Source organism: Micromonospora sp. NPDC047187, assembly GCF_040643355.1.
GTDB classification, from domain to species: domain Bacteria; phylum Actinomycetota; class Actinomycetes; order Mycobacteriales; family Micromonosporaceae; genus Micromonospora; species Micromonospora salmantinae.
On record NZ_JBEYUF010000002.1, the window covers coordinates 269,538 to 295,004 of the forward strand.

The window sequence follows — 25,467 nt, forward strand, 5'->3', positions numbered from 1 at the left end:
CCCTGCGCGCCGGTCGCGCCTTGGAAGCCTTGAGCACCTTGAGCACCGGTGTCGCCTTGCGTGCCCTGAGCACCGGTGGCGCCTTGGACGCCTGGAGTGCCCGTGTCGCCCTGCGGGCCTTGGGCTCCGGTGGCGCCTTGTGCGCCTGCGTCGCCTTGTGGGCCTTGGGCGCCGGTCGCGCCTTGAGCGCCTGCGTCGCCCTGCGTGCCCTGCGCGCCGGTCGCGCCTTGGAAGCCTTGAGCACCTTGAGCACCGGTGTCGCCTTGCGTGCCCTGAGCACCGGTGGCGCCTTGGACGCCTGGAGCGCCCGTGTCGCCCTGCGGGCCTTGAGCACCGGTGGCACCTTGGAAGCCTTGAGCACCCGCGTCGCCCTGCGGGCCTTGAGCGCCGGTGGCGCCTTGTGCGCCTGCGTCGCCCTGCGGGCCTTGAGCGCCGGTCGCGCCTTGTGCGCCTGCGTCGCCCTGGGCACCTTGGGCTCCGGTGGCACCTTGTGCGCCTGCGTCGCCCTGCGGGCCTTGAGCGCCGGTCGCGCCTTGTGCGCCTGCGTTGCCCTGAGCACCGGTGGCACCTTGGACGCCTGGAGCGCCCGTGTCGCCCTGCGGGCCTTGAGCGCCGGTGGCGCCTTGAGCGCCGGTGGCGCCTTGAGCGCCTGCGTCGCCCTGAGCACCGGTGGCACCTTGGAAGCCTTGTGCGCCTGCGTCGCCCTGCGGGCCTTGAGCGCCGGTCGCGCCTTGAGCGCCTGCGTCGCCCTGCGCGCCTTGGGCTCCGGTGGCACCTTGTGCGCCTGCGTCGCCCTGCGCGCCTTGGGCGCCGGTGGCACCTTGTGCGCCTGCGTCGCCCTGGGCACCTTGGGCGCCGGTGGCACCTTGAGCGCCGGTGGTGCCTTGGAAGCCCTGCGCGCCCGCGTCGCCCTGGGCACCTTGGGCACCCTGGGGGCCTTGAGTGCCATGCTTGTCGTGCGGGTAGTCGCCCTTGTCCTTGTCGTGACCACCCCATGGGCTCTGCCAGCCCTGTGGGCCGTAGTCCGTTTGCCCGTCGGGATACTGGTCCCACGAATCGCCGGGTCCGTCGTCGTCTTGGCGAACAGTTGACCAGGATGACGGCCACGCGCCGTGTTGGCCGAGCGGACCAGGCGTACCGATGTGTACGTCCTGTGCGGACGCCTTCGTCTCCACCGGCGGAGCTGCGGCTGCGGGTCCACCCGTCATTCCGACTACCAGTAGGGCGGAGCTCAGCCCTGAAGCGGCCCGGCCATGGTTCCGGCTGCGCCGCAGCCGTCGATTGTTACTCATGACCCCTCCAGAGCCACCCCGGATGCACCCAGAGCTACCTATTAGTCACCTGACGCTACTTCTTGGGCGAGTCGTAGCGTATTCGACTGATTGGTCGGTCGAGAGGGGTTTTAGCCGTACTTGGGTACATTTAGGAGAAGGTGGAACTTACTTGCGATAGCGGCATAAGTCCTGGCCATCGCGTTGCGGGTCCTCGATTCCAAGGACTCGTCACGTTCGACGGTGGATGACCGCCACGACCCGAAGGCTGAGGCATCAGCCTCGCGCTTCCCGCCCCGGCGTTGTCTTCGCAAGGTGACGGCCACTCGGGGCGCCTCGCGTCGGCCCTGATCGCGGGCTGCGGCCACGAGCGCGGGCACGACGGATCGGTCCATCACACTGGTCCCCTGCGCTCGTTTGGAGGCCGTATCCCGGAGCAGTAACTCCACCCGGCGGCCCGTTCCGAGCGCCGCTCGCTGTTTGTCGATACGCGCCCACGGGCCGATCGCGGCGGTGCTCGGTGCGAGGGCGATGGCCGGGCCGTTTCCGGGGCGAGGTCGAGGTTGAGGGTCGATCGCATGCCGCCGTCCACGTAGCGGAAGTCGCCGATGCTGACCGGGGCCGCGGAGGTCGGCATGGCGCAGCTTGCGGCGACGGCGTTCACCAGGGGGACGCCGTCGTGCCGGGTGATGGTGCGGCTGGCGCCGGTTTCGGTGTCGACGACCACGATGCGAAGGTCCACGTCGTACGGCCAGGCATGGTTGGGCAGGCGGGCTAACAGTGACGAGGAAGGATTGACAACGGGCGATCAGGGCTCCCGTCGTCCGACGATGATGCCGCCGAGCCGGCTCTCCGCCGAGGTGACGGTGGTCTGCGAGTCGACAGTGAACCCGCTCTGGCGTAGCCAGGCCGCCACCTGGGCAGGCTGCCGACGATGGACGCGCACGTTCATCGGGTGGCCGCCGTAGCCGTCGGTCTTGAGGGTGGTCTCGTCGCCCACGTGGAAGCCGAGCAGCAGCGGGCCACCGGGGCGCACCACCCGCCGGAAGTGCGCTAACACGACGCCGATCTGGTCGTCCGGGATGTGGATGAGGGAGTACCAGGCGACCAGGCCGGCGACCGAGCCGTCGGCCAGATCGAGGTCGGTCATCGAGCCGACCTCGAACCTCAGCTCAGGATGGTCACGGCGGGCCACGTCGATCATTCCGGGCGAGAGATCGATCCCGAAGGCGTCGACGCCGAGCGTGTGCAGGTGGGCGGTGATTCGCCCCGTCCCGCAGCCCACATCCGCGACCGGCCCGCCGCCGGCACCCCGTACGAACTCGGCGAACGATGCCAGCGCGGCTTGTTCGTACGGTGCCTCCGCCAGGAGGTCACGTACCAGGTGCGCGTAGCTGACCGCGACCGTGTCGTAGGAGGTGCGGGTCGCAGTCAACCACTCGTCTACGGTCACGAGTCCAACGTTAATTCAGCGACACACTGATGCCTCACCTACCCGGACCGACAGTTTGGAGGCGTCCACCCATGACTTCCGCGCCGGTGATCGTGAGTTTGCCCATCGCTGACCGGGCCACCTCCTACCGCTTCTATCGCGACGGGCTCGGCCTCGACGCCGTGGGCGAGTTGGCCGACGACGGCATCCCGGAGCCGTTGCAGTTCGTGGTCAACGACGGGCTGCGGCTGATGCTCATCCCGACCGGCGGCTTCGGTTGGGTGATCGGCCGGCACGAGGTCGCCCCGAGGGGCCAGAGCGAATGTCTGCTCAACCTTGGCGTCGCTTCGCCGACCGAAGCGGACGCGCTCGTCGAGCGGGCGCGCGCTGCCGGCGCCGAGATCATCACCGAGGCGGCAGACCAACCCTGGGCGTACGCGGGCGTCTTCGCGGACCCGGACGGTCACTTGTGGATGGTGTCCGCCGATTCGGAGTCCTGAAACCGTCGGTGGTGGTGGTTAGGGTCCGGCAGTGACCGTGACCACCGATGCCCCTGGGGCGCTGCCCACCCCCGCCGACGAGGCCCGGCTGTGGGCACTCATCGAAGCTGCCTGGGCCGAGTTGGGTGCCGAGCCCCTGGCGCTGCGGCAGGCCCTCATCGAGCGCGACCCCGCCGACGACGGCGGCCATGACGATGGCGGCCCGTCCTACGCGATCGACGCCTGGCTTGATGCCTTTCTGGATCGCCTCGGGCACCTGACCGCCGAGCTGACCGGGCGGGAGCTGACCGACCTCGACCGGGTGGTGGAGCGCAAGCTGCACGACATCGATCGGGAGGACATCCACGAGGTGACCGACGGGTCGGACGACGGCTTCCTCTATGCCCGAGGTTTCATCGTCGCCCTGGGGCGGGCGTACTACGAAGCGGTCCGCGCCAACCCCGCGATGGCGCTGCTGGACGCCGACTGCGAAGGCATGTGTTATCTCTTCGCGCACCTGCACAACGACCGGTTCGGTGCGTGGCCGGAGACCGGCTCCGGGATCTCCCGGGAATCGTTCGGCAACCCGGCCGGCTGGTCGGCCTGACCGGCACCAGCCCGGGTCACTCGGTGCGGATTCAGACGTAGATCTTCGTGGCGTACTCCGGGCCGTAGTGCCGTTCCAGGTCTTCGAGGCTCTCCCTCGGGGCCTCGACCTCCTTGATCAGGCGTGCCCGGGACGGCAGTGCCTCCGGCTGCCAGGTCTCCGGCCGCCACAGCGCGGACCGCAGGAACGCCTTCGCGCAGTGGTAGAAGATCTGCTCGATCTCCACCACCACGGCGAGCACCGGCCGGTGCCCCTTGACCACCATGTCGTCGAACCAGGGCGCGTCACTGACCAGGCGGGCCCGCCCGTTGATCCGCAGCGTGTCGGTCCGCCCGGGGATCAGGAAGAGCAACCCGATGTGCGGGTTGTCGAGGATGTTGCGGTAGCCGTCGGCCCGCTTGTTGCCGGGCCGCTCGGGCAGCGCGATGGTCGTGTCGTCCAGCACCAGGGCGAACCCGGCCGGGTCGCCCTTGGGCGAGACGTCGCAGCTGCCGTCCGCGCCGGCGGTGGCCATCAGACAGAACGGTGAGGCGCCGAGCCACTCGCGGTCCCGTTCGTGCAGCCGGGTGCGTTCCTTGTCGGCGGCCCGCGCGTTGGGCACGCCGAGCAGCTCGCGCAACTCCTCGTGTGAGGTGATCTCCACCGTCACGTTGATCCTCCCTCAGCCGTTGACCCGGTGGCGGGCACCACCGTCGTCAGCCTAGGCCGCCGTGACCAGCGCGAGGTTTGTGCCTGGTTGCCGGGGGTACGGCCTCACCCGACGCGCTCGCCGCACGAGACCGTTCCGCAGGACGCCGACCAGTGGAGGCCGGGAGATGGAGAGCCGACTCAAGGTGCTGGGTCACCCAGTCCATCCGATGCTGGTGATGTTCCCGGTCGCGCTGCTGGCCACGGCGGTGCTGTTCGACGTGGTGGACACCGTCGGTGGTCCCGACTTCCTCGGCGAGGTCGCGTACTGGAACATCACCGTCGGGCTGATCGGCGGCCTGCTCGCCGCGGCGGCCGGCACGTTCGACCTGCTGGCGATCCCGACCGGCACCCGCGCCAAGCGGGTGGGTCTGCTGCACGCGGGCGCCAACGTCGCGGTGATTCTGCTCTTCGCCGCCGTGTGGGCGGTGCGGCTCAACGCGGATTCCCGGGCCGCCGGCGGGGCACTGGTCGCCATCGAGGTGGTCGCGCTGGCGATTCTCGGCATCAGCGCCTGGCTCGGTGGCGAGCTGGTCGACCGACTCGGTGTGGGCGTCGACAGCGATGCCGGCCTGGACGCGCCCAGCTCACTACGGCCGCCGACGGCCACCCAGCGGATCGGAGAGGTGTGATGAGCGAGCAGCAGTTCGGCGGCTTCGGCCGGGGGTGGCGCGGTAGCCGGCAGCAGGGCTGGGACCCGATGGGGGAGTTGCAGTCGCTGCGCTCCGAGTTGAGTCGCCTGGTCGGTGGTCGCGGCGGCGCGTCCGACGTCGAGTTGACCGAGACCTCGGACGGCTGGGAGGTCGTCGTCCGGCTGCCCGGAGTGGCGCCGGAGGAGGTGGCCGTCGAGTTGGACGACCGCGAGTTGTGCGTGCGGGCCCGCTCGGAGGCGGAGGTCAACGCCGACCAGGGCATCCCCGGCGGCTTCGAGACGCGCGGCTTCGAATACCGGGTCAACCTGCCGGCGCGGGTCGACCCGGACACCATCGACGCGGTGATGGACCACGGCCTGCTCCGGGTCCGGCTGCCGCGGGCGACCCGGCCCGCGCCGCGCACCATCACCGTCGGTCGCACCGGGCCGCGCTCCGGCGACCTTTCCACGGGTACGCCGATGCCAGCCGATCCCGCAGCGGACCGGGAGCTGCACCGCCCGGACACCGCCGGCGAGATCGACCGGCCGTAGCGGGCCGGGTGGTCACCCCGTCCGTGCTCGGCCCGACCGCCGAGCGCCTTCCCGACGTGCGGCGGATCGCCGTGCTGCGCGCCAACGCGCTCGGCGACTTCATCTTCGCCGTGCCGGCGCTGGACGCGTTGCGCAGCGCGTACCCCTCGGCGGAGATCGTGCTGCTCGGTGCGCCGTGGCACGCGAAGCTCTGGCGCGACCGGCCCGGCCCGGTCGACCGGGTGCTGGTGGTGCCGCCGGCAGCCGGCATCCGTACGCCGGAGCCGGGCGAGCCGGAGTCGTCGATGGACGACTTCGTGGCCGCTGCCGCCGGTGCGGAATTCGACCTGGCGGTGCAGATCCACGGCGGGGGTGCCAACTCCAACCCGCTGATCAGTCGGCTCGGTGCCCGGTTGACGGTGGGCCTGCGCGCCGACGACGCGCCGCCGCTGGACCGGTGGCTGCGCTACGTCTACTACCAGCATGAGGTGATCCGCTACCTGGAGGTGGTGGCGCTGGCGGGAGCGCCGGCCACCACCATCACGCCGACTCTGGCGGTGACCGACGCCGACCGGGCCGAGGCCGCCGAGGTGCTCGGCCCGGCCAGCCGTCCCCGGGTGGCGTTGCATCCGGGCGCCACCGACACCCGTCGCCGCTGGCCCGCCGAGCGATTCGCCGAGGTGGCCCGGGCGCTGCACGAGGACGGCTACGAGGTGCTGGTCACCGGCACGCCCTCCGAGCAGGAGGTGGTGGACCGGGTGGTCGCTGCGGCGCAGGTGCCGGTGCGCCCACAGGTGGGCACGCTCAGCCTGGGCGGGCTGGTCGGCTGCTACGCCGACTGCGCGTTGGTCGTCTCGAACGACACCGGCCCGCTGCACCTGGCCGCCGCGGTGGGCGCGCCCACTGTGGGCATCTTCTGGGTCGGCAACCTGATCAACGGGGCCAGCCCGCTGAGGAGCCGGCACCGGCCGATCAGCTCGTGGACGGTGCACTGCCCGGTCTGCGGTGTCGACTGCACACCCGGCATCTATCCGCACCGGCCCGGCGACGGTGACTGCCCGCACCGGGATTCCTTCGTCACCGACGTACCGGTGATCGAGGTGCTGGAAGCCGCCCGGGAGTTGCTCACCCCGTAGGTCAGGCCGGCTGCGGGGTGTCCTCGTCGGCGAGGACGACCTCCCACGCCTCCACGTCCCGGTCGGTGACAGTGGTGGGGGACTCCAGGTGGTACGCGCCGCTGGGCAGGATGCCCGCACCGCCGTAACGGGACAACACGGCGAGCTGCGCGGCCACGTCCTCGCCCTGGTGTTTCTCCTGCACCCGCCGCCAGAAGTCGAAGCCACCGGCGTCGACGAGCTTGGCCCGGTCGTAGAGCACGCACCCGCCGATCCAGGAGACCTTGTACGCCCGCCACGCGCCCGGCGGCAGCGCCAACTGCTCGGTGATGTGCAGCAGGTTCGCGGCCGAGTGGATCCGGGCCCGGTTCCACTCCGGGGTGTCGGGTCGGATCCGCTCCGGTGTGGGCGGGCCGGCCCACTCCTCGTAGTGGCCGTGCGATTCCGGTCGCACGTCATCGGTGTACGAGAGCCCGTGCACGCCGTTGCCGACGAACCCGCAGCCCAGCTCCCCGATCGCGGTGACCAGTCGGTGCAGCGCACCGGGTTCCAGCCAGATGTCGTCGTCGAGGCTGAGGACGTACCGGGCGGCCGAGGCGGCGAGCAGGTACGCCCGGTGTTCGGCCAACCCCCGTCGGGGCAGCCGGCGGGTCAGCAGCACCGGGTGGCCCCGGTGGCGTAGCGCCCGGACCATTGTGGCCGCGGCGGGGTGCGTGTACGCCGGATCCCCGTCGGACTGGTCGCTGACGACCACGCCGAAGCCGGGTACCTCGTCCTGGGCGGCGAGCCCGCCCAGGGTGACGGCCAGTTCGGCGGGCCGGTTCCGGGTCGGAATCAGCACGTCCACCAGCCGGTCGGCGCGGAACTCCTCCGGGGTGCCGAGGTCGAGGGGGCGGTTCACGACGCCTGGGTGCGGGTGCGCAGCGACGGGTCGGGCTCCCGGTCGTCGAGGTGTGGCGACGGGTCCTGGCTGTGCGACCGGATCCGCTCGATGATCGCGGAGGTGGACCGGTCCGGCACGTACCCCAGGGTGCGCACCTGGCCGCCCAGCCGGCGCACCAGCGGCGCCTCCGGCACCAGCTCCGGCGGATAGTCGCCGCCCTTGACGTACACGTCGGGTCGGACCGCCTCGATCAGCGCGGCGGGTGAGTCCTCCTCGAAGACCACCACGTGGTCCACGCAGGCGAGCGCGGCGAGCAGGGCAGCCCGGTCCTCGACCGGGTTGACCGGCCGGTCCGGGCCCTTCAGCCGTCGTACGCTGCCGTCCGAGTTGACCGCCACGATGAGCAGGTCGCCCAACGCGCGGGCCTGCTCCAGGTAGCGCACATGCCCCCGATGCAGCACGTCGAAGCAGCCGTTGGTGAAGACCACCGATCGTCCCGCCTCGCGGTACTCGGCGACGATCGCGTCCAACTCGTCGCCGCTGACCAGCGCCGGGTGGCTCGTGATGTCGGTCGGCTGGTCCAGCGCGGCGAGCAGGTCGTCCCGTCGGCACACGCAGGTGCCGGTGTCCGAGACGGTGATGGTGGCCGCGAGTTGGGCGAGTTGGGCGGCGGTGGGCAGGGGCGCGTCGGCGGCCAGGGCCAACGTCATCGCCGCGAGGTACGCGTCGCCGGCGCCCACGGCGTGGCTTGCCGGCACCGGAGTGCTGTGGCTGCGTCGTGGCTCCCCGTCGGCGCCGCCGACCACAGCGCCCTCGGTGTCCAGGGTCACCGCGACCACGTCGGCACCGGTGTGCGCACGCAGTTCGGCCAGCCGCGACTTGGCCAGGACGGCCCGGTCGACGCCCTCTCCGGCCCGGGTGTTCACTGTGACGCCGGTGCCGGTGACGCTGAGCCCGTCACCGGTGAGGGCCACCCGTCCCTCGCCGGGGGTGGGCTCGCCGACCGGCCCCGGGCGGTCGGCCCGGATCAACTCGGCGGCGGTGTCGTCGGCGCGTACCGCCCCCGGGGCCGCGCCGACAGTCATCTCGGACGGCCCGTCGACCGGATCGCCGTCCGGGTGTTCCAGGTGCAGTTCGGTCCCGCCGGTCAGTCGAGTCGTACCGCCCGCCCGGGCCAACAGCCGGGTCGCCTCGGCGAAGCTGGGGGTGACCACTGTCGGCGCGAGGCCCCGCCAGTCGGCCAGGTCGTGGGCGTCCAGCGCGACAGTGGCGTACCGCTGGCGGTTCTCGACCAGCCACGCGCGGACCGGCGCGGGCAGCGCGCCCAGGCCGTAGTCGCAGACCACCAGGGTCGGCGCCTCCCCACCGGCGGCGGCGCGCAACTCCTCGGTGGCGCAGCTCAGGGCGGTGAGCAGCCGGCTCACCCCGTCGTGGTCCAGGACGTCCTCCGGGTCGCCGGAGTCCTCACGCAGCAGGATCTGGTTGCCGGCCAACATCCGCCGCTTGACCGGGGTGGGTCGCCCGGGTTGGTTGACAGTGCGGTCCCAGACGCTCGCGCGGTCCAGGCAGTCGTGCAGCTCGTCCCCGGCGACGTCGGCGCCGACCGGTGCCACCAGCACCGCCCGGCCGCCGAGGGCGGCGACGTTGACGGCGGTGTTCGCGGCCCCACCCGCGGCGGAGATCCGCCGACGCAGGGTGAGGACCGGGGCGGGCGCCTCCCGGCAGAGCCGGTCGGAGTCGGCGAACCGCCATTCGTCCAACATGGCGTCACCGACGATCAGGACTGGGCGTCCGAGCCAGCTCTCCACGACGGTGGCGAACCGGCGCTGCTCCGCTGCTGCTCCTGCCATGCCTCCCCGGGTCCCCAGCGGCCTGCCGGACAAACCTGCGCGCCAACCGTCCCGCCGCTGGTCAGGTCGCCTTCGATGGGCCCTGACCGGTCCGAGCCCTGTCCGACCTGTTTCGGGCGTTCGAGGGCGGGAAGGGGATTGAGGTACCCCGGAAAGGAGATGTACCGAGATGGCAGCGACATTGCAGGGCAAGCGGATCGCCTTCCTGGCCGCCGACGGCGTCGAGGAGGTCGAGTACGTCCAGCCACGCGAGGCGGTCGAGAACGCCGGCGCGACGGCCGAGCTGGTTTCGCTGAAGCCCGGTTCCATCCAGTCCTTCAACCACCTGGACCACTCGAAGACGTACGACGTGGACGTGACAGTCGACAAGGCCGACGCCGCCGGCTACGACGCGCTGGTGCTGCCCGGAGGGGTGGCGAACCCGGACTTCCTGCGGGGCGACCCCGACGCGGTGCGGTTCGTGAAGGCGTTCTTCGACGCGGGCAAGCCGGTCGGGGTGATCTGTCACGGCCCGTGGACGCTGATCGAGGCGGACGTGGTGCGGGGCCGGCGGATCACCTCCTGGCCGACCCTGCGTACCGATCTGACAAACGCCGGAGCCACCTGGGTGGACGAGGAGTGCGTCACCGACGGCAACCTGACCAGCAGCCGCAAACCCGACGACCTCCCCGCCTTCTGCGCAACAATCACCAAAACCTTCACCACCCCCTAACCCCCTGAACCCCCCGCCCCTTCCCCAGGCCCCCGGTGATCAAGAGGTTTGCGTCAGGAACGCCGTGCACCATGACGCAAACCTCTTGATCAACGCCAGAAAGTGGGGGTGCGGGGGCGCGGGGTGGGTTTTTTGGTGGTTGGGGGCATGTTCTGCGGGTGGCGGGATAGAAGGCGACATGACCACCGAAGCCTCGGATGCGCCGGTGCTGAACCGTCAGCAGATCCGGCTGCTCATGTTGGGCCTGATGACCGGCATGCTGCTGGCCGCACTCGACCAGACCATCGTTGGTACGGCGCTGCCGACCATCGTGGGCGAGCTGGGCGGGATCAACCACTACTCCTGGGTGGTCACCGCGTACCTGCTCGCCTCGACCGCGTCGACGCCGCTGTACGGCAAGATGGCCGACCTGTACGGGCGTCGGCCGGTCTTCCTCTTCTCGATCGGCACGTTCCTGCTCGGGTCGTTGCTGGCCGGGCTGTCGCAGAACATGACCCAGCTGATCGTCACCCGGGGTATCCAGGGTCTCGGCGCCGGTGGTCTGCTGACGCTCGCGTTCACCATCATCTCGGACGTGGTGTCACCCCGGGAACGTGGTCGGTACCAGGGCCTGTTCGGCGCGGTCTTCGGGATCTCGTCGGTCGCCGGGCCGCTGGTGGGCGGTTACTTCGCGGAGACCGACTGGCGGTGGATCTTCTACATCAACGTGCCGCTGGCGATCCTGGCCATCGTCGTCTGCTACCACGTGATGCGGTTGATCCCGTTCGAACGTCGGGACCATTCGATCGACTGGCTCGGTGCCGGCCTGCTGGTGGCCGGGGTGAGTTCGCTGCTGCTCGCGCTGAGCTGGGGTGGCAACGAGTACGCCTGGGGCTCCGGCGTGATCATCGGGCTCTTCGTGGCCGGTGTGGTGCTGGGGGTGCTCTTCGTCCTCCAGGAGGCCCGGGTGGCCGAGCCGATCCTGCCGCTGCGGCTGTTCCGGAACGCCACCTTCGCGTTGGCCAACTCGGCCCTGCTCATCATCGGTCTGGTGATGTTCGGCTCGATCATCTTCATCCCGCTGTACCTGCAGATCGTGAAGGGCGCCTCGCCGACCCGCAGCGGTCTGCTGATGCTGCCGATGATGGCCGGCATCATCATCACCTCGATCCTCACCGGCCGTGCGATGACCCGGATCGGTCGCTACAAGTGGTTCCCGGTGGCCGGTTCGGTGACCCTCCTGGTCGGCATGTTCCTCTTCACCCAGTTGGAGGTGGCCACCTCGCTCTGGGTGGCGTTCGGGTACATGGTGGTGATCGGCGTCGGGCTGGGCCTGTGCATGCAGTCGCTGATCCTGGCGGTGCAGAACGCGGTTTCGGTACGCGACCTGGGGGCCGGCACCTCCTCGGCGACCTTCTTCCGGTCGCTGGGCGGTTCGTTCGGTGTGGCGATCCTCGGCACGGTGCTCTCGTCCCGGCTGACCGGCGGGCTCGCCGACCGGTTGCCCGGCGCGATCGCGCAGCTCCCGCCGCCGGAGCAGGCCGCGGTGGCGGCGAGTGGCGGCGCGAACATCTCGATCAACGATCCGGCCACCATCCTGGCCCTGCCGGGGCCGGTGCGTGCGGCCATCCAGGGCGCCTTCGTCGACGCACTGGACATGGTCTTTCTGACTGCCGGCCTGATCGCGATAGTGGCGGTGGTGGTCACCCTGACGCTGCCCAACACGCAGCTGCGGGGTGCCGGCCCGAAGGGTGCCACCGGTGGCGCGGACCCGCTCGGCGGGGAGGCCCCGGCTCCGGGCGGCAAGCCGTTGACCCGCGAGTCGAAGGAGGAGGCCGCCGCCGACATGGAGGCCAAGTCCCAGACGATGATCTGAGTGCCTCGACACCGACCGCCCCGGACCGCTCCGGGGCGGTCGGCGTCAGTCGGGCCCAGGTGGTCAGGCGGGGCGGCGGTAGGCGCCGTACCACCAGGTCGCGGCCAACTCCCGGGCGGCTGCCGCGTCGGTCTCGGGGTCGGCCGAGGTCGTGCTGACGTGGTCGGCGAGGAAGCGGTCGCCGCCGACCACGATCAGCCGGCTGGCCGTCGTCACGTCCAGGTCGGCGGGGGTACGCCCGGCCTGCTGCTCGATCCGGAGCGCATCGACGGTGCGGGCCACGAACCGCTCCAGCCCGGCCGCCCAGTACTCCCGGACCGCCTCGTCGTACGCGGCGACCTCGCTGACCGCGGCCAGCACCGGGGCGTACGTCCGGTATATCCGAATCACGTCGGCGAAGACCTCGGTGAGCCGCGCGAGCGGGTCGCCGGGACCGCCCGGGTCCCAGCTGCCGGTGCGGTCGAACGAACTCTCCCGCATGGTGCCGGCGAGGCGCATGAGCAGTTCGGTCTTGTCCCGGAAGTGGGTGTAGAAGGTCGACCGTGCGACGCCGGCCTCGGCGGCGATCCGCTGCACGCCGAGGTCGGTGAAGCGGATCCCCTCCCTCAGGAGCCGTTCGGTGGCCGCCAGCACCCGCGCTTCGACGGCCGCGCGTCCGTCAGGGTTGCGCGGGCGGCGGCGGGTGATCGACGGCATAGCCGGAATCCTAGGTGGCCGGGGGTCGGGTGGGCGACGTACGCTCGTTGCCGGACACAGTGTCCGACATAGTGCCCAAGGAGTGCCTGAGCTCGGCCTCCGATCCACCATGAGGAGCAACACACGTGAAGTACCGACTGCTGGGCAGCACCGGGGTGTACGTCTCGGAGATCTCGCTCGGCGCGATGACCTTCGGCGGCAGTGGGCACCCGCTCTGGGGCACCCTGGGTGGGCTGGCGCTGCCCGAGGTGCAGCGGCTGGTGGACACCGCGCTGGACGCGGGCGTCAACTTCGTCGACACCGCCGACGGCTACAGCGACGGTGAGAGCGAGGAACTGCTCGGCAAGGCGCTCGGCAAGCGGCGTCGCGACGTCGTACTGGCGACGAAGGTGCACTCCCGGACGGGCCCCGGCCCGAACGACGTCGGCACCTCCCGGCTGCACATCATGCAGAACCTGGAGGACAGCCTGCGCCGACTGGGCACCGATCACATCGACCTGTACCAGATCCACAACTTCGACCAGATCACTCCCATGGAGGAGATGCTGCGCGCGCTCGACGACGCGGTTCGGCAGGGCAAGGTCCGCTACATCGGCGCCGCCAACTTCGCCGCCTGGCAGATCTCCAAGGCGCTGGGTATCTCCGCCCGGGAGAAGCTGGCCGGGTTCGTCTCGGTGCAGGAGTACTACTCGCTGCTGGGCCGGGACGTGGAGCGCGACGTGGTGCCGATGGCGCTCAACGAGGGTGTCGGGCTGACCGTCTGGAGCCCGCTCGCCGGTGGTTTCCTCTCCGGCAAGGTCGGCCGGGACGGTGCCGTCGCCGACAGTGGCGCGCGTAGCGCCCAGCCCGGTTACGCCAGCTTCACCCCGTTCGACCCCGAGCACGCCTTCGGAGTTGTCGACGTGCTCAAGGGCGTCGCCGAGCGGCACGAGGTGAGCCCGGCCCGGGTGGCGGTCGCCTGGCTGCTGTCCCGACCGGCAGTGACCAGCGTGATCGTCGGTGCCCGCAAGCACGAGCAGTTGGTCGACAACATCGCCGCCTCGGATCTCACGCTGACCGAGCAGGACCTCACCGAGCTGGACGAGGCCACCAAGCTGCCTGTCGCGTACCCGAACTGGATCCAGGAAGGGTTCTTCGCCGGGCTCCGCCTGCCGCAGTGAGGCACGGCCCCGGGGTCGGTGGCCCCGGGGCCGCCCTACTTGAGGATGAGCCGGTTCGTCTGCTCGAAGACGTCCAGGTCGGCAAGGGTCTCGACGACCGAGGTGGAGAGTGGGGCGGGAAACCGGTCGCGCGCGAAGAAGCCGGCGTCGGTGGTCTCGTCGGTGACCCGGGCCAACTGCCCGTCCCACTCCTCCACCTTGAACGCCGTCGTGAACACCTGGTACGTGTGGCCGTACATGTTGGTGCTCGTCCGGTCCGGGCCGGTGTAGAGGGCGAACGCGCAGACCCGCAGCGCGCGCAGCCCGGTCTCCTCACGGACCTCGCGTACCGCGCAGTCGGCGATCGACTCGCCCAACTCCATCGCGCCGGCCGGCATTGCCCACTGGCCGTTGTCCGAGCGTTTGATCAGCAGGACGCGGCCGGCGTCGTCGTTGACCACGGCACGGGCGCCGACGAACATCAGCGTCCGGTCCCCGGCGAGCGCGCGCAACTGCCCCACGTACGAGTCGGCCCAGGAGATGCTCACCTGCGACAACTTACGGGGGTTCCCAACGTGTGACCGCCGACACTAGCTTGTTACCCATGCGTAGCACGATGATGGACGCCCCTCTGCAGATCTCCCGGATCCTCGACCACGGCGCAGGGGTGCACGGCACAGCCGAGGTGGTCACCTGGACGGGCGCCGAACCCCGCCGGATGACGTACGCCGAGGTGGGCCGGGCCGCCGCCCGGCTGGCACACGGGCTGCGCGACGAGTGCGGGGTGACCGGCGACGAGCGGGTCGCCACCTTCATGTGGAACAACAACGAGCACCTGGTCGCCTACTTCGCGGTGCCGAGCATGGGTGCGGTGCTGCACACGCTCAACATCCGGCTCTTCCCCGACCAGGTCGTCTACATCGCCAACCACGCCGAGGACCGGGTGGTCCTCGTCGACAGCACGCTGCTCCCACTGCTGGCCCGGGTGATCGGTGAGCTGACCACTGTGCGGCACGTCGTGGTGGTCGGCGGTGGTGACCCGGCGCCGCTGGTGGCGGCGGCCGGCGACCGGATCACAGTGCACCACTGGGACGCGTTGCTCGCCGACCGGCCCGACACGTACGACTGGCCCGAGGTGGACGAGCGCGACGCCGCAGCGCTCTGCTACACCTCGGGCACCACCGGCAATCCGAAGGGCGTGGCCTACTCGCACCGGTCGATCTATCTGCATTCGTTGCAGGTCTGCATGCCGGAGGGTTTCGGCCTCGGGCCGACCGACCGCGAGTTGGCCATCGTGCCGATGTTCCACGCCATGTCGTGGGGCCTGCCCTACGCGGCCTTCCTCTCCGGCGCGTCGCTGATCATGCCGGACCGGTTCCTCCAGGCCGCGCCGATCGCCGAGATGATCGCTGCCGAGCGGCCGACCCTGGCCGGTGCGGTGCCGACCATCTGGACCGACCTGCTGGCCTACCTGGACACCCACGACGTGGACACCTCGTCGCTCGGTGAGGTGATCGTCGGCGGCTCGGCGTGCCCGCCGGCGTTGATGCACGCGTTCGACGAGCGGCACGGGATCGACGTCATCCACGCCTGGGGGATGACCGAGATGTCCCCGCTGGGGTCGGTCTCGCGTCCGCCCGCCGGTGCGACCGGTGAACAGGCGTGGCGCTACCGCTACACCCAGGGGCGGGTGCCGGCGGGCGTGCAGGCGCGGATCGTCGGCCCGTCGGGCGACCCGATGCCCGCCGACGGCACGGCCGTGGGGGAGTTGGAGGTCCGTGGGCCGTGGGTGACCGCCCGGTACGTCGGTGACGACGCCCCGAACGAGGAGAAGTTCCGCGACGGCTGGCTGCGTACCGGCGACGTGGGCACCCTCTCGCCGGACGGGTACATCAGCCTGACCGACCGCGCCAAGGACGTGATCAAGTCCGGTGGTGAGTGGATCTCCTCGGTGGAGTTGGAGAACGCGCTGATGGCCCACCCGGCGGTGCTGGAGGCGTGCGTGGTGGGGGTCCCGGACGAGCGATGGGACGAACGTCCGCTGGCCACGGTGGTGGTCCGGGAGGGCGCTTCGGTGACCGCCGAGGAGTTGCGGGACTTCCTGGCCGGGTCGGTGGCGCGTTGGCAGTTGCCCGAGCGCTGGGCGTTCATCGACACGGTGCCGAAGACCAGCGTCGGCAAGTTCGACAAGAAGGTCGTCCGTTCGCGGTACGCCGGGGGCGAGCTGACAGTCCGGGAGCTGACAGCCCCGTAACGTTTTCCCCGGCACTGTCGCCTGTTGGGCGGGAGTACTCCTGAACCCTCCCCAGGGGCGGCCCCGGCGTTCGCACCGCGCCGGGGCCGCCCGCTCCACGCGGGGTGACCCGCACCGTCATTGTTGCGAAAGTTGTTCGCTTCTGTCCTGCTGACGGAGAAATCGGGTGGTCAGCGACCCGATCAGGCGTCGCTGGTGGTGATGAGCACCTTGCCCACCGTCGAGTCCTCCACCGCCTGGTGCGCCGCGGCTGCCTCCGCCAGCGGGTAGTGGTGCAGCGGCAGGCCGGCGTCCGCGCCGACCCGGATGCCACCCTGGCTGGCCGCCGCCGCCACGTCCTTCACGCCCTGCGCCTTGGCCGCCTTCGGCTCCGTGTAGACCAGGACGAACTGCCAGCGGGCATTCGGCGCCATCATCGCCCGGATCGGGATGCTCACCTCGTCCCCGCCGTTGTCGGCGTACATGCAGACCGCGCCGCCGTGCCGCAGCACCCGTACGTCGACCGAGGCGTTGCGGGCGGGGGAGACCTCCACGATCGTGTGGACCCCGTCGGGGGCGATCTTGTGGACCTCCTCGACCACGTCCTGTTCCCGATAGTTGATCACGAAGGAGGCGCCGGCCGAGGCTGCGAGCTGGGCCTTCTCCGCGCTGCTCACAGTGGCGATCACCGTGGCGTCGGCCCAGCGGGCGAGCTGGATCGCGGCGTTGCCGACCGCGCCCGCACCACCCTGCACCAGCACCGTGTGATCCGCCAGCGCGCCGGCCCGCAGCGTGTCCGGCATGAACTCGCCAGCGGTCAGACAGCGATGCGCGGTGAGGAACGGGATGCCCAGGGCCGCGCCCAGCTCGAACGGGGCGGCGCCGAGGCGTACCGCCTGCCGGACCGGCACCAGCGTGTACTCCGCCGTCGTGCCCCACTGTCGCTGCCAGGCGGCCTCCCAGACCCACACCCGCTCACCGATCAGGTCGGGGTCGACCCCCTCGCCGACCGCCTCGACCACCCCCGCGCCGTCCTGCCCGGGAATCTGCCAGCCCTTCGGCGGGGCGTTGCGGCGGGACTTCCAGTCGGTCGGGTTGACCCCGGAGACCGCCATCCGCACCAGGACCTCGCCCGCACCCGGCTCGGGCACCGGGCGGTCGACCAGATCGAGCACCGAAGGGTCGCCGTTGCGCTCGTACACGATGGCCTTCATCCGTGGTCTCTACCCGGCTCGACCCGGGTCAACCCAGCTCGTCCACCAGCTCCGGGGTCAGCTCACCGATCGCGTTCAGCGTCACCACGGCCAGCCCGGCGGCGTCCGGGTCGAGCGGGTACGAGCCGTGCGGCACCGCCACCACCCGCATCCCCGCCGCCGCGGCGGAACGCACCCCGTTTGACGAGTCCTCCACGGCCACACACCGGGTCGGGTCGACGCCGAGGCGCTGCGCCACGCTCAGGTACACGTCCGGTGCGGGCTTGCCCCGCTCGGTCTGCTCGGTGGAGAGGGTCGCGCCGAACGCGTCGGTCAGGCCGGTCGCGGCCAGCGCCGCCTCGATCAACCGGGTCGGCGACGAACTGGCCAACCCGAGCGGCCACCGCGCGGCCAACCGGCGGACGACCTGGTCGGCGCCGTCGATGAGGGGTACGTGGTCCCGGTAGCGGCGGGTCATCTCCTCGACCACCTCGACGGCGACCTGCTCGGCGGTGCGGTCGACGCCCAGCTCTCCGCTGAGGTAGTGGGCCCACTCGCCGGTGCTCATCCCCATGAGTCGGCGTTGCGTGTCCGGCTGCCACGTCCCGCCGTGCGTCGCCACGTACGCCCGGCGGACCTCCTCCCACACCGGCTCGGAATCCACGATCACGCCGTCCAGGTCGAAGACCACCGCATCAGTCACGGGCCCATCCTGCCCGACCGGTGGGTGCCCGGTCAGCCGGGCAACGCGGGCAGACCGAGCGGGCTGCCCTCGGGGAGCAGGGTTTGACCGGACCGGGCGATCGGCTCCAGCAGCTCCCGGAGCCGGTCCGTGTCGTGGGCGCCGAGCGCCTGCCACGGATGCGCGGCGGCCCGGTCGGTGGCGTCCTCGATGGCCTGGAACCCGGCCCGAGCATGGTCGGTGGCCGCGCCGTCCCCGGTCAGCCAACCCCGCTCGGTGAGCCGCTCGCGGGCAGCGTGCCACTGCTCCTCGGACCAGCCCCGGCCCAGCAGGTACTGCGGCGGCGAACCGTCGAGCGCGACCCGCCCGGTCAGTGTCTCCACCGGGTCCAGGCCGGCGGCCACCAGCGCCGCCACGTGCCCGTCCCCCCGGTGCTCGCGCAGCGTCGTGGCGGCCTGCCAGAGCCGCGCCAGCGGGTACTCGCCGGCGGGGAGAGCCGCGTTGGCCGCGCCGAGCACCCGGCCGGCGGTCTGCGCCGCCGAGGCGGCCCGCTCCAGCAGGTCGGCGGCCTCCACCAGGTGCGACTCCGGAAGCTCGTAGGTCAGCTCGGCGAGCGCCTGCACGGCACCGGTCAGACGGGCGCGCAGCGCCTCCTGCGGGGTGGCCAACCGCCACACCGCCGGCAGCGCGCGGGCCACCATCGGCGGCGCGAAGCTGAAGAAGGCGGCGATCACCGGGGCAGCCTCGACGGCTCCCAGCGGCGCGGCCCGGCCGGCGAAGTAACCGCGCCAGTAGCCGCGCAGCCCGACCGCCTCGTACGCGGCCCGGGCCCGGGGGTGGAAGTAGGTGACGGTGTGCACCGGCTCGAAGTACGCCCACATCGACCGGGCGGTACGCCCAGGCTCGTCCAGCGCCGTCACATGCACCTCCGCGTCCCGGTTCCGGATGCTCACCCCGGGCGGCGAACCGCCCGGGGTGACGCCGAACCTACTGCCGCTGGGTGACGGGCCGGAAGCCCCATGTGAACAACTCCATCGCGTCCCGGCGACAACCGGGACGACCCGGACAGGTCACTGGGCGGCGAGCACGTCCACCACGAAGCGCAGCGGACCGGTCGGACGTCCACCGGCGGCGGCCTCGTCGTTGCCGTACGCCAGCTCGCCCGGGATGTCGAGCTGCACCCGGCTGCCCACCGTCACGCCGACCAGGCCCTGGTCCCAGCCGGGAATGACCTGGCCGACGCCGATCGGGAAGGTGGCCGGCTGCCCGGCCTTCCAGGACGAGTCGAACTCCTTGCCGTCCTTGTAGAACACCCCCACGTAGTTGGTGGTGATGTTCTGGCCCTTCTGCACGGCCGGGCCCTTGCCCTTGATCAGCGGGGTGACCGTGAGCTTCTTGAGCTCGCCAGTGCCCGGCGTCACCGCCGGCTTGGTGCCCAGCGCCGGATCGGCGCCCTCGGGCAGCTGCGGAGCGGGGGGCGCGCCGGCCTCGTCGGGGGCCGGGGTGGAGGCGGACGGGGTGGCGTCGGCCTGGGTCTTGGGCTTGTCGTCGCCCCCGCCGATCGTCACGAAGACGCCGATCAGCACACCGACCACGGCGACGGCGGCCAGGCCGCTGGCCCACGCGTTGCGCTTGCGCCTCGCGTCGGCGGCCTTCTTCTCCGCCAACTGGGCGGCCAGGCGGCGCCCCGACTTGGTTGCCGGGCTCTGGTCCGGGCCCGTCTGCTGCGTCCGCTCGCTCACGTCGTCGACTCCCTGCTGCGAAGTGTGGCCGGCACCCGGTGCCGGGGGGAAAGCCGACGCACACGGTACCCGCACCGCGGCCTACCGTGCCCGCCGCCGACGCCTCGGATCGCCCAGCGCGACAGATCCGGGGCTTTCCCGGGCGGTTATTCCGGGACGACCATGAAGTCGGTCACGAACGACGTGATCCGTCCGTCGGCGGTACGGCCGATCCAGGTGCCGTAGCAGCCGTCGCCCCAACCGGTGGCCACTGTGACGACGTTGGCGCCGCTGGCCTCGTCCAACACTGCGGTGATCAGCCCCGGGACCGGGGACGAGGGCAGCTCGGTCGGGATGAAGACCTCCTCGACCCGGTCGGAGTCCCAGCTCTCCAGGACGGCGAGCGCGGTCGGGTCGGCGAGGGTGCCGGCGCCGGCGTCCACCCCGTAGCCGAAGTAGTCGTCCGCGCCGAGCGTGGCGACGTCCTGATCGCCCGCGACGGCCGGCTCCCAGCGGATCGTCGGTTCCGTCGAGACGACCAGCTCCAGCGCGGCGACCCGGCGGTCCACCTCGGCGTCCTCCCGGAGCACCACCGCCACCCAGGCGCGGGCGGGATGCCGCCCCGGCGGCACTGTCACAGTGAACGGCTCCGCCTCCGGGCAGACCAGCGGGTCACACCCGACCACCCGGCCGGTCGGCAACACGATGTCGCCCACCGGGTGAACCTCGATCAGGTACCCGCCGTGCTGGTCGGTGAAGCGGGCGCCGGGCGTCAGTAACCGGTCCAGATCAGGGGTGTACGGCATGGGGGCTCCTCCGGTCGCCAGCGGCCGGCGGAGCGTACCCGGCGAGGCGGACACCGCCGCCGCTGCCGTACGGTCAGGCGCTCTTGCGGGGTGCGGTCTTGCGTGCGGCGGTCTTCTTCGCCGGCTCCGCCTTCTTGGCAGCGGTCTTCTTGGCAGCGGTCTTCTTCGCCGGCTCCGCAGCCTTCTTCTCGGCCGTCTTCTTCGCCGCGGTCTTCTTCGCGGGCGCCTTGGCCGCCTTCTTCTCGGCTGCCTTCTGCGCCGACCGGGCCGACGAGATGGGCGTCGGCTCGCCGCCGCCACCACCGCGGGCGGGCTGCTCGCCGCGAGCCGCCTTGGCGCGCTCCACCGAGGCCTTCAACGCCGCCATCAGGTCCACCGCCGCGGCCGGGGCCTCCTCGACCTCCTCCGGCTGGACGACCTCCCGACCCTCCACCTTGGCGTCGATGACCTCCTGCAACGCAGCCCGGTAGTCGTCGGTGAAGACGTCCGGCTCGAACTCCCCGGTCATCGAGTCGATCAGGGAGCTGGCCATTGCCAGCTCCGGCGGGCGCACCTTGAGGTCCTCGTCGAGGAAGCCGAAGTCCGGGGTACGGATCTCGTCCGGCCAGAGCATGGTGTTGAGCAGCAGTACACCCTCGCGGACCCGCAGCGTGGCCAGTTGCTCCCGCTGGCGCAGCGCCACCTTGACGATGGCCACCCGCTCCGAGTCGATGAGCGCGTCGCGCAGCAGCACGTACGGCTTGGTCGCCGCGCCCTCCGGCTCGAGGAAGTACGCCTTGTTGTAGAGGATCGGGTCGACCTGCTCGGCCGGCACGAACTCCAGCACGTCGATGGCACGGGAACTGGTCAGCGGCAGGTCGGCGAAGTCCTCGTCGGTGAGGATCACCATTTCGCCGCCGCCGATGTCGTAGCCCTTGGCGATGTCGTCGTAGGTGACCTCTTCGCCGCAGACCGAGCAGGTGCGCTTGTAGCGGATCCGACCGCCGTCCTCGCGGTGCACCTGGTGGAACCGAATGTCCTTCTCCTCGGTTGCGGAGTAGAGCTTCACCCCGATCGAGACGAGCCCGAACGACACGGCTCCCTTCCAGATGGCACGCATCCTGCGCTCCCTTCCCCGGTATCGACCATGCTCGCATCCGAAAGAACCGGACGCGAGGTGTTCGGGCTGCTACTACAGTCGGGTCGTGCCCGGCGCGCCGCTCAAGCCGATGCTCGCGATGACCGGGCCGCTCCCGGCGGGTGACGGCTGGGCGTACGAGTTCAAGTGGGACGGCGTCCGCGCCCTGGCCGACATCTCAGGTGGCGGTCAGCACCTGTATGCCCGTTCCGGGGTGGAGATCACCGCCGCGTACCCGGAGTTGGCCACCCTGCCCGAGCAGGTCGACGACGCGCTGCTCGACGGTGAGGTGGTGCTGCTCGGCCAGGGCGGGCAGCCGTCGTTCACCGCGCTGGCCGAGCGGATGCACGTCCGGGACCGGGCCAAGGCGGCCCGGTTGGCAGCTGTCATGCCGGTGACGTACATGATCTTCGACCTGCTCCGGTTGAACGGCGACGACCTGACCGGCTGGCCGTACGAGCGCCGCCGGGAGGCCCTCGACGCGCTCGCGCTCGGTGGCCTGCGGTGGGCGGTGCCACCGATGTTCGCCGACGGGCCGGCCACCTACGAGGCGGCCGGAGAGCACGGCCTGGAGGGGGTGATGGCCAAGCGGGTCGGGGCCGTCTACCGCCCCGGGGTGCGCTCGCCGGACTGGGTGAAGGTCAAGCTGGAAGTGACCGGCGACTTCGTCATCGGCGGTTGGCGACCGGGCGCGCGCCGGATCGGCGGGCTGCTGGTCGGGGTGCCCGGCCCGGACGGCCGACTGATCTACCGGGGGCGGGTCGGCGGCGGGATCGGCGCGGCCATCGAACGGCAGCTCCTCGCCGAGCTGGAGCCGCTGCGCTCCGGCGTGTCACCGTTCGCGCCGGGTGTGCCGCGCGAGGATGCGCGGGGCGCCATCTGGGTAACACCCCGGGTGGTGGTGGAGGTGAAGTACGGCCAGCGCACCCCCGACGGTCGGCTGCGCTTCCCCCGGGTGCTGCGGTTGCGCCCGGACAAGCCTCCGGAGGAGGTCGACGATGCCGGCTGAACGGCTACGGGTGGACGTCGAGGGCCGCGCGCTGGAGTTGTCCAACCTGGACAAGGTGCTCTACCCGGCGGCCGGGTTCACAAAGGGTGAGGTGATCGACTACTACACCCGGATCTCCCCGGTGCTGCTGCCGCACCTGCGGGACCGACCGGTCACCCGGATCCGCTTCCCCAACGGGGTGGACGACAAGTCGTTCTTCGAGAAGAACACTCCGGCCGCGACCCCGGACTGGGTTCGGGTGGAGAACCTTCCGGCGCCCGGGTCGACGAAGGGCCGGGAGACCATCGACTACGTGGTCGCCGACGACCTGCCCACCCTGGTCTGGCTGGCCAACCTGGCCGCGTTGGAGCTGCACACACCGCAGTGGAAGGTGGGCGAACACCCGGACATGATGGTCGTCGACCTGGACCCGGGGCCGCCGGCCGGGCTCGCCGAGTGTTGCCCGGTGGCGGTGCTGATGCGTGACCGCCTCGCCGACGACGGCATCGAGTCGTACCCGAAGACGTCCGGCAAGAAGGGCATGCAGCTCTGCTGCCCGATCGCCGGCACCCAGTCGTCCGACCTCGTCTCCGACTACGCCCGGCGGATCGCCCAGGAGCTGGAGAAGGCCCACCCGAAGCTGATCGTGTCGAAGATGGCGAAGAACCTCCGACCGGGCAAGGTCTTCATCGACTGGAGCCAGAACAACGCGGCGAAGACCACGGTGGCGCCGTACTCGCTGCGGGCCCAGTCGGTGCCGTCGGTGTCGACGCCGCTGACCTGGGACGAGGTCGAGGCCGGCGCGCGCGGCCGGAAACCGGCCGTCCGCCAGTTCACCGCCGCCGAGGTCCTGGCCCGGGTCGACGAGTACGACGACCTGCTCGGCCCGCTGCTCGACGGCGGCCCGGAACTGCCCACCCGCTGACGGGCGCTGACATCGTCCGGAGGACGCGAACCAGCGCGGCCCGACGTCCACGTGAACAGCGGGCGAAGCACGGCGTAGCCACGAGGTGCCTACCGCTACAGTGCAGCCATGCGGCAGAGTGAGCTTGTCGATGCGCTGCGTGATGTTCCGGCGTTGACTGTGGTAATCGACGGCCCCGCCTTGGTCGTCACGGTTCCCGCGATCGGCGAGAGCCTGCGGTTGCACGCTGAGGCGGTGACCTGGCTGAAGCACGGTGTGCTGCCGACCGGGGATCCGTTCCTGCAGCTCCAGGCATGGCAGCAGGACCAGAAGGTAAGCCTGGTGCTGCTGAACGACAACGTGGGGTGGGTGCCACCCGACGTCAACTCGCTGCTGGACACCCAGATTCCGGTCACCCTCACCGACGCGCCGGAGATGGTCACGTACACCGATCTGGAGCGCGAATCCGTCCGGGCGCTTGATGAAGCCGACCGGCCGGAGGTGAACCTGTTCGCCCTCACCGCGACGCTGCTGGTGCACCGGTGCGCCATCGTCGGCGCTATGCGACTCGGACTGCGGCCGCTACGGGCTGTTCGGCTCTGGCACGAGCTCTGGTGCCACGTCGGCGAGTTCCTGGCCGGCCCGTTCTGGCCCGATCCGTACTGGGACCGGCTCATGCTGGAGGCGGGAGTGCCGCTGGCGTCGTACGAGGAGGCCCGAGCCGGGGAGCGACCGGCCATCGAGGCGTTGACAGTGGCCGACCTGCGGGCGATGGAACCGGTACTGACGGTCACCCGGGCGGACGACCACTTCCTTGCCGCCTGGCGGCAGTGGATGAAGCTGACACCGCGCCAGGTGTGCGAGGTGCTGACGGCGGACCTGCCGGAGGTGAGGGTCGAGGTTTCGCTCTACATCGAGGGCGGGGGAGCGGTCTCGATGCGCATCGCGCCGTCCGGAGTCTTTCAGGCTCTGATCGAGTTGCGGTTGTCGTTCACCACAAGATCCGCCTCACTCGACGAGATCCGCATCGCCGACGAGTTGAAGGGCAGCGGGCTCTTCTCGCGGCTCCGCTCCAACCTCGAAAATCTCACTCGATCATTGGGACTGCTGTCCCTGAAGGTCTACGCCACCGGTGACGGCAGTGTGGCGTTCGCCCGCGCCGGCTACGACTGGGATCGATCCTGAGCCGTGCGCCGTCAGCCCCGGCCCGTCAAGGTCCGCCGGAGGCGGGCGGTGGCGTCGGCGCCGATGGCCTCCTGAGTTGCCATAAGCAGTCGCCCACACAACACCCGGGCGGCCTCGATCTCGGAGCGGGCGTGTCCTACCTCCCGTAGCAGGGTCTCGCTCTCGTCGTTCGCCACCGCTCTGATGTCCGGGACCTCCCGCCGGCGCGCGTTCTGCACCTCGTTCGTCACCATCAGCACGAAGTCCGTCCGGTTGCGGGCGAGTGCGGTTGCGGTGTAGGCGGCAGGGCTGCCAGCCACCAGGCGGGTGACGGCCTCGGCGGGCAGGAAGAACAACGTCGTCGTGGAGAACTGACTGAGAGCAGCCTGTTGCTGCCAGCGGGACAGCAGCCCCGACTTGCCGTCGAGGAAAGGTGCCATCGCGAACGCGAAGTCCACGTCGACGGTGGCGAGCAGCGCCCGGGAGTGCGCGATACCGCCTCTGAGCTGATTGATCAGCGTGGACTGCCGGCGCACCAGGGCGGCGAACTCCGACTGGTCGTCGGCGCGGGGCTCGTCGCTGGAGATCAGGGTGTCGGCCAGGGCCAGGAGGCGCTCGCCGTTCACGCACAGCTCCTGAAGCGTGAGGGCCACCTCCAGCAGCTCGGCGCCGACCTTCGCGTCCTGGGACACCGCCCGCCGGTCCAGCACCCTGGTGACGTACGAGCTGATGATCTGGACCATCGTGGACAGCAGCTCACCCACTGCGCGG

Annotated in this window: 26 protein-coding genes and 1 pseudogene; 12 read left to right on the forward strand and 15 right to left on the reverse strand. The window is 71.0% G+C overall.

Going from position 1 to position 25,467, the window contains the following annotated elements; all coding sequences use genetic code 11:
* The 3 genes and pseudogenes from ABZ794_RS05730 to ABZ794_RS05740 all read right to left on the reverse strand — a co-directional run.
* Positions 1-919, reverse strand: a pseudogene (locus tag ABZ794_RS05730) (hypothetical protein); the annotation flags it as partial.
* Between the two features lie 746 nt (positions 920-1,665).
* Complete coding sequence (locus ABZ794_RS05735) at positions 1,666-2,013, reverse strand: patatin-like phospholipase family protein (RefSeq protein WP_357514431.1); 348 nt, start codon at positions 2,011-2,013, stop codon at positions 1,666-1,668.
* Positions 2,014-2,079: 66 nt separating this feature from the next.
* Positions 2,080-2,724, reverse strand: a complete 645-nt coding sequence (locus ABZ794_RS05740; protein WP_210783967.1) for a class I SAM-dependent methyltransferase — start codon at positions 2,722-2,724, stop codon at positions 2,080-2,082.
* 71 nt (positions 2,725-2,795) lie between these two features.
* On the opposite strand from ABZ794_RS05740, the gene ABZ794_RS05745 reads away from it, so the two are divergent.
* Positions 2,796-3,203 (forward strand): VOC family protein, encoded by a 408-nt coding sequence (locus tag ABZ794_RS05745; RefSeq protein ID WP_210783966.1) that lies wholly within the window; start codon positions 2,796-2,798, stop codon positions 3,201-3,203.
* A 31-nt stretch (positions 3,204-3,234) separates the two neighbouring features.
* Positions 3,235-3,789, forward strand: coding sequence for a DUF4240 domain-containing protein (locus ABZ794_RS05750; protein ID WP_238689511.1), 555 nt, complete (start codon positions 3,235-3,237; stop codon positions 3,787-3,789).
* Between the two features lie 31 nt (positions 3,790-3,820).
* Here the strand turns inward: ABZ794_RS05750 and ABZ794_RS05755 are convergent, their stop codons facing one another.
* Positions 3,821-4,438, reverse strand: coding sequence for a pyridoxamine 5'-phosphate oxidase family protein (locus ABZ794_RS05755; RefSeq protein WP_238689512.1), 618 nt, complete (start codon positions 4,436-4,438; stop codon positions 3,821-3,823).
* A gap of 166 nt (positions 4,439-4,604) precedes the next feature.
* Between ABZ794_RS05755 and ABZ794_RS05760 the strand changes: the two genes are divergently transcribed.
* Genes ABZ794_RS05760 through ABZ794_RS05770 form a run of 3 tightly spaced genes read left to right on the forward strand, consistent with a single transcriptional unit; the run spans position 4,605 to position 6,774 of the window.
* Positions 4,605-5,108 (forward strand): DUF2231 domain-containing protein, encoded by a 504-nt coding sequence (locus ABZ794_RS05760; protein ID WP_210783963.1) that lies wholly within the window; start codon positions 4,605-4,607, stop codon positions 5,106-5,108.
* Positions 5,108-5,659, forward strand: a complete 552-nt coding sequence (locus ABZ794_RS05765) for an Hsp20/alpha crystallin family protein (protein WP_112677659.1) — start codon at positions 5,108-5,110, stop codon at positions 5,657-5,659. The genes ABZ794_RS05760 and ABZ794_RS05765 overlap by 1 nt, the downstream gene beginning before the upstream one ends.
* Before the next feature lie 8 nt (positions 5,660-5,667).
* Positions 5,668-6,774: a glycosyltransferase family 9 protein gene (locus tag ABZ794_RS05770; RefSeq protein ID WP_357514434.1), complete on the forward strand. Its 1,107-nt coding sequence runs from the start codon at positions 5,668-5,670 to the stop codon at positions 6,772-6,774.
* Position 6,775: 1 nt separating this feature from the next.
* Here ABZ794_RS05770 and ABZ794_RS05775 read toward each other — a convergent pair whose 3' ends face one another.
* Complete coding sequence (locus ABZ794_RS05775; RefSeq protein WP_238689514.1) at positions 6,776-7,654, reverse strand: glycosyltransferase; 879 nt, start codon at positions 7,652-7,654, stop codon at positions 6,776-6,778.
* Positions 7,651-9,486, reverse strand: a complete 1,836-nt coding sequence (gene rfaE2, locus ABZ794_RS05780) for a D-glycero-beta-D-manno-heptose 1-phosphate adenylyltransferase (protein ID WP_210783959.1) — start codon at positions 9,484-9,486, stop codon at positions 7,651-7,653. Before rfaE2 ends, ABZ794_RS05775 begins: the two co-directional genes overlap by 4 nt.
* 169 nt (positions 9,487-9,655) lie before the next feature.
* Between rfaE2 and ABZ794_RS05785 the strand changes: the two genes are divergently transcribed.
* Positions 9,656-10,198, forward strand: a complete 543-nt coding sequence (locus tag ABZ794_RS05785; RefSeq protein ID WP_151497169.1) for a type 1 glutamine amidotransferase domain-containing protein — start codon at positions 9,656-9,658, stop codon at positions 10,196-10,198.
* 178 nt (positions 10,199-10,376) lie between these two features.
* Entirely contained in the window at positions 10,377-12,053 is a 1,677-nt protein-coding gene (locus tag ABZ794_RS05790) for an MDR family MFS transporter (RefSeq protein WP_210786906.1), read from the forward strand.
* A gap of 63 nt (positions 12,054-12,116) precedes the next feature.
* Here the strand turns inward: ABZ794_RS05790 and ABZ794_RS05795 are convergent, their stop codons facing one another.
* Complete coding sequence (locus ABZ794_RS05795) at positions 12,117-12,749, reverse strand: TetR/AcrR family transcriptional regulator (protein ID WP_210786908.1); 633 nt, start codon at positions 12,747-12,749, stop codon at positions 12,117-12,119.
* 125 nt (positions 12,750-12,874) lie between these two features.
* On the opposite strand from ABZ794_RS05795, the gene ABZ794_RS05800 reads away from it, so the two are divergent.
* On the forward strand, positions 12,875-13,909 hold the full coding sequence (locus ABZ794_RS05800; protein ID WP_210786912.1) for an aldo/keto reductase: 1,035 nt from the start codon (positions 12,875-12,877) through the stop codon (positions 13,907-13,909).
* Positions 13,910-13,944: 35 nt separating this feature from the next.
* Here ABZ794_RS05800 and ABZ794_RS05805 read toward each other — a convergent pair whose 3' ends face one another.
* The gene (locus ABZ794_RS05805; protein WP_210786914.1) at positions 13,945-14,436 is read right to left on the reverse strand and encodes an NUDIX domain-containing protein; all 492 of its coding nucleotides are present in this window, start codon (positions 14,434-14,436) and stop codon (positions 13,945-13,947) included.
* 71 nt (positions 14,437-14,507) lie between these two features.
* Here ABZ794_RS05805 and ABZ794_RS05810 point away from each other — a divergent pair, with 71 nt between their 5' ends.
* Positions 14,508-16,142, forward strand: coding sequence for a fatty acid--CoA ligase (locus ABZ794_RS05810; protein ID WP_210786939.1), 1,635 nt, complete (start codon positions 14,508-14,510; stop codon positions 16,140-16,142).
* A 182-nt stretch (positions 16,143-16,324) separates the two neighbouring features.
* Here the strand turns inward: ABZ794_RS05810 and ABZ794_RS05815 are convergent, their stop codons facing one another.
* The 6 genes from ABZ794_RS05815 to ABZ794_RS05840 form a co-directional block, all read right to left on the reverse strand.
* Entirely contained in the window at positions 16,325-17,335 is a 1,011-nt protein-coding gene (locus tag ABZ794_RS05815) for an NADPH:quinone reductase (RefSeq protein WP_210786916.1), read from the reverse strand.
* Positions 17,336-17,363: 28 nt separating this feature from the next.
* On the reverse strand, positions 17,364-18,017 hold the full coding sequence (locus ABZ794_RS05820; protein ID WP_210786918.1) for an HAD family phosphatase: 654 nt from the start codon (positions 18,015-18,017) through the stop codon (positions 17,364-17,366).
* Positions 18,018-18,049: 32 nt separating this feature from the next.
* The gene (locus ABZ794_RS05825) at positions 18,050-18,877 is read right to left on the reverse strand and encodes a hypothetical protein (protein WP_210786941.1); all 828 of its coding nucleotides are present in this window, start codon (positions 18,875-18,877) and stop codon (positions 18,050-18,052) included.
* A gap of 189 nt (positions 18,878-19,066) precedes the next feature.
* Complete coding sequence (locus ABZ794_RS05830) at positions 19,067-19,738, reverse strand: FKBP-type peptidyl-prolyl cis-trans isomerase (RefSeq protein ID WP_210786920.1); 672 nt, start codon at positions 19,736-19,738, stop codon at positions 19,067-19,069.
* A 146-nt stretch (positions 19,739-19,884) separates the two neighbouring features.
* Positions 19,885-20,523, reverse strand: coding sequence for a DUF4241 domain-containing protein (locus ABZ794_RS05835; RefSeq protein ID WP_210786922.1), 639 nt, complete (start codon positions 20,521-20,523; stop codon positions 19,885-19,887).
* 73 nt (positions 20,524-20,596) lie between these two features.
* Positions 20,597-21,622: a Ku protein gene (locus ABZ794_RS05840; RefSeq protein ID WP_112639968.1), complete on the reverse strand. Its 1,026-nt coding sequence runs from the start codon at positions 21,620-21,622 to the stop codon at positions 20,597-20,599.
* A gap of 85 nt (positions 21,623-21,707) precedes the next feature.
* On the opposite strand from ABZ794_RS05840, the gene ligD (ABZ794_RS05845) reads away from it, so the two are divergent.
* The 3 genes from ligD (ABZ794_RS05845) (at position 21,708) to ABZ794_RS05855 (ending at position 24,717) form a co-directional block, all read left to right on the forward strand.
* Complete coding sequence (ligD, locus tag ABZ794_RS05845) at positions 21,708-22,649, forward strand: non-homologous end-joining DNA ligase (RefSeq protein ID WP_210786924.1); 942 nt, start codon at positions 21,708-21,710, stop codon at positions 22,647-22,649.
* Positions 22,639-23,553, forward strand: coding sequence for a non-homologous end-joining DNA ligase (gene ligD, locus ABZ794_RS05850; RefSeq protein ID WP_210786926.1), 915 nt, complete (start codon positions 22,639-22,641; stop codon positions 23,551-23,553). Before ligD (ABZ794_RS05845) ends, ligD (ABZ794_RS05850) begins: the two co-directional genes overlap by 11 nt.
* 108 nt (positions 23,554-23,661) lie before the next feature.
* Positions 23,662-24,717 (forward strand): hypothetical protein, encoded by a 1,056-nt coding sequence (locus tag ABZ794_RS05855; protein WP_210786928.1) that lies wholly within the window; start codon positions 23,662-23,664, stop codon positions 24,715-24,717.
* 11 nt (positions 24,718-24,728) lie between these two features.
* Here ABZ794_RS05855 and ABZ794_RS05860 read toward each other — a convergent pair whose 3' ends face one another.
* Positions 24,729-25,460 carry a hypothetical protein gene (locus ABZ794_RS05860; protein WP_210786935.1) on the reverse strand — a complete coding sequence of 244 codons (732 nt, stop codon included), beginning with the start codon at positions 25,458-25,460 and terminating at the stop codon, positions 24,729-24,731.
* Positions 25,461-25,467 lie beyond the last annotated feature (7 nt).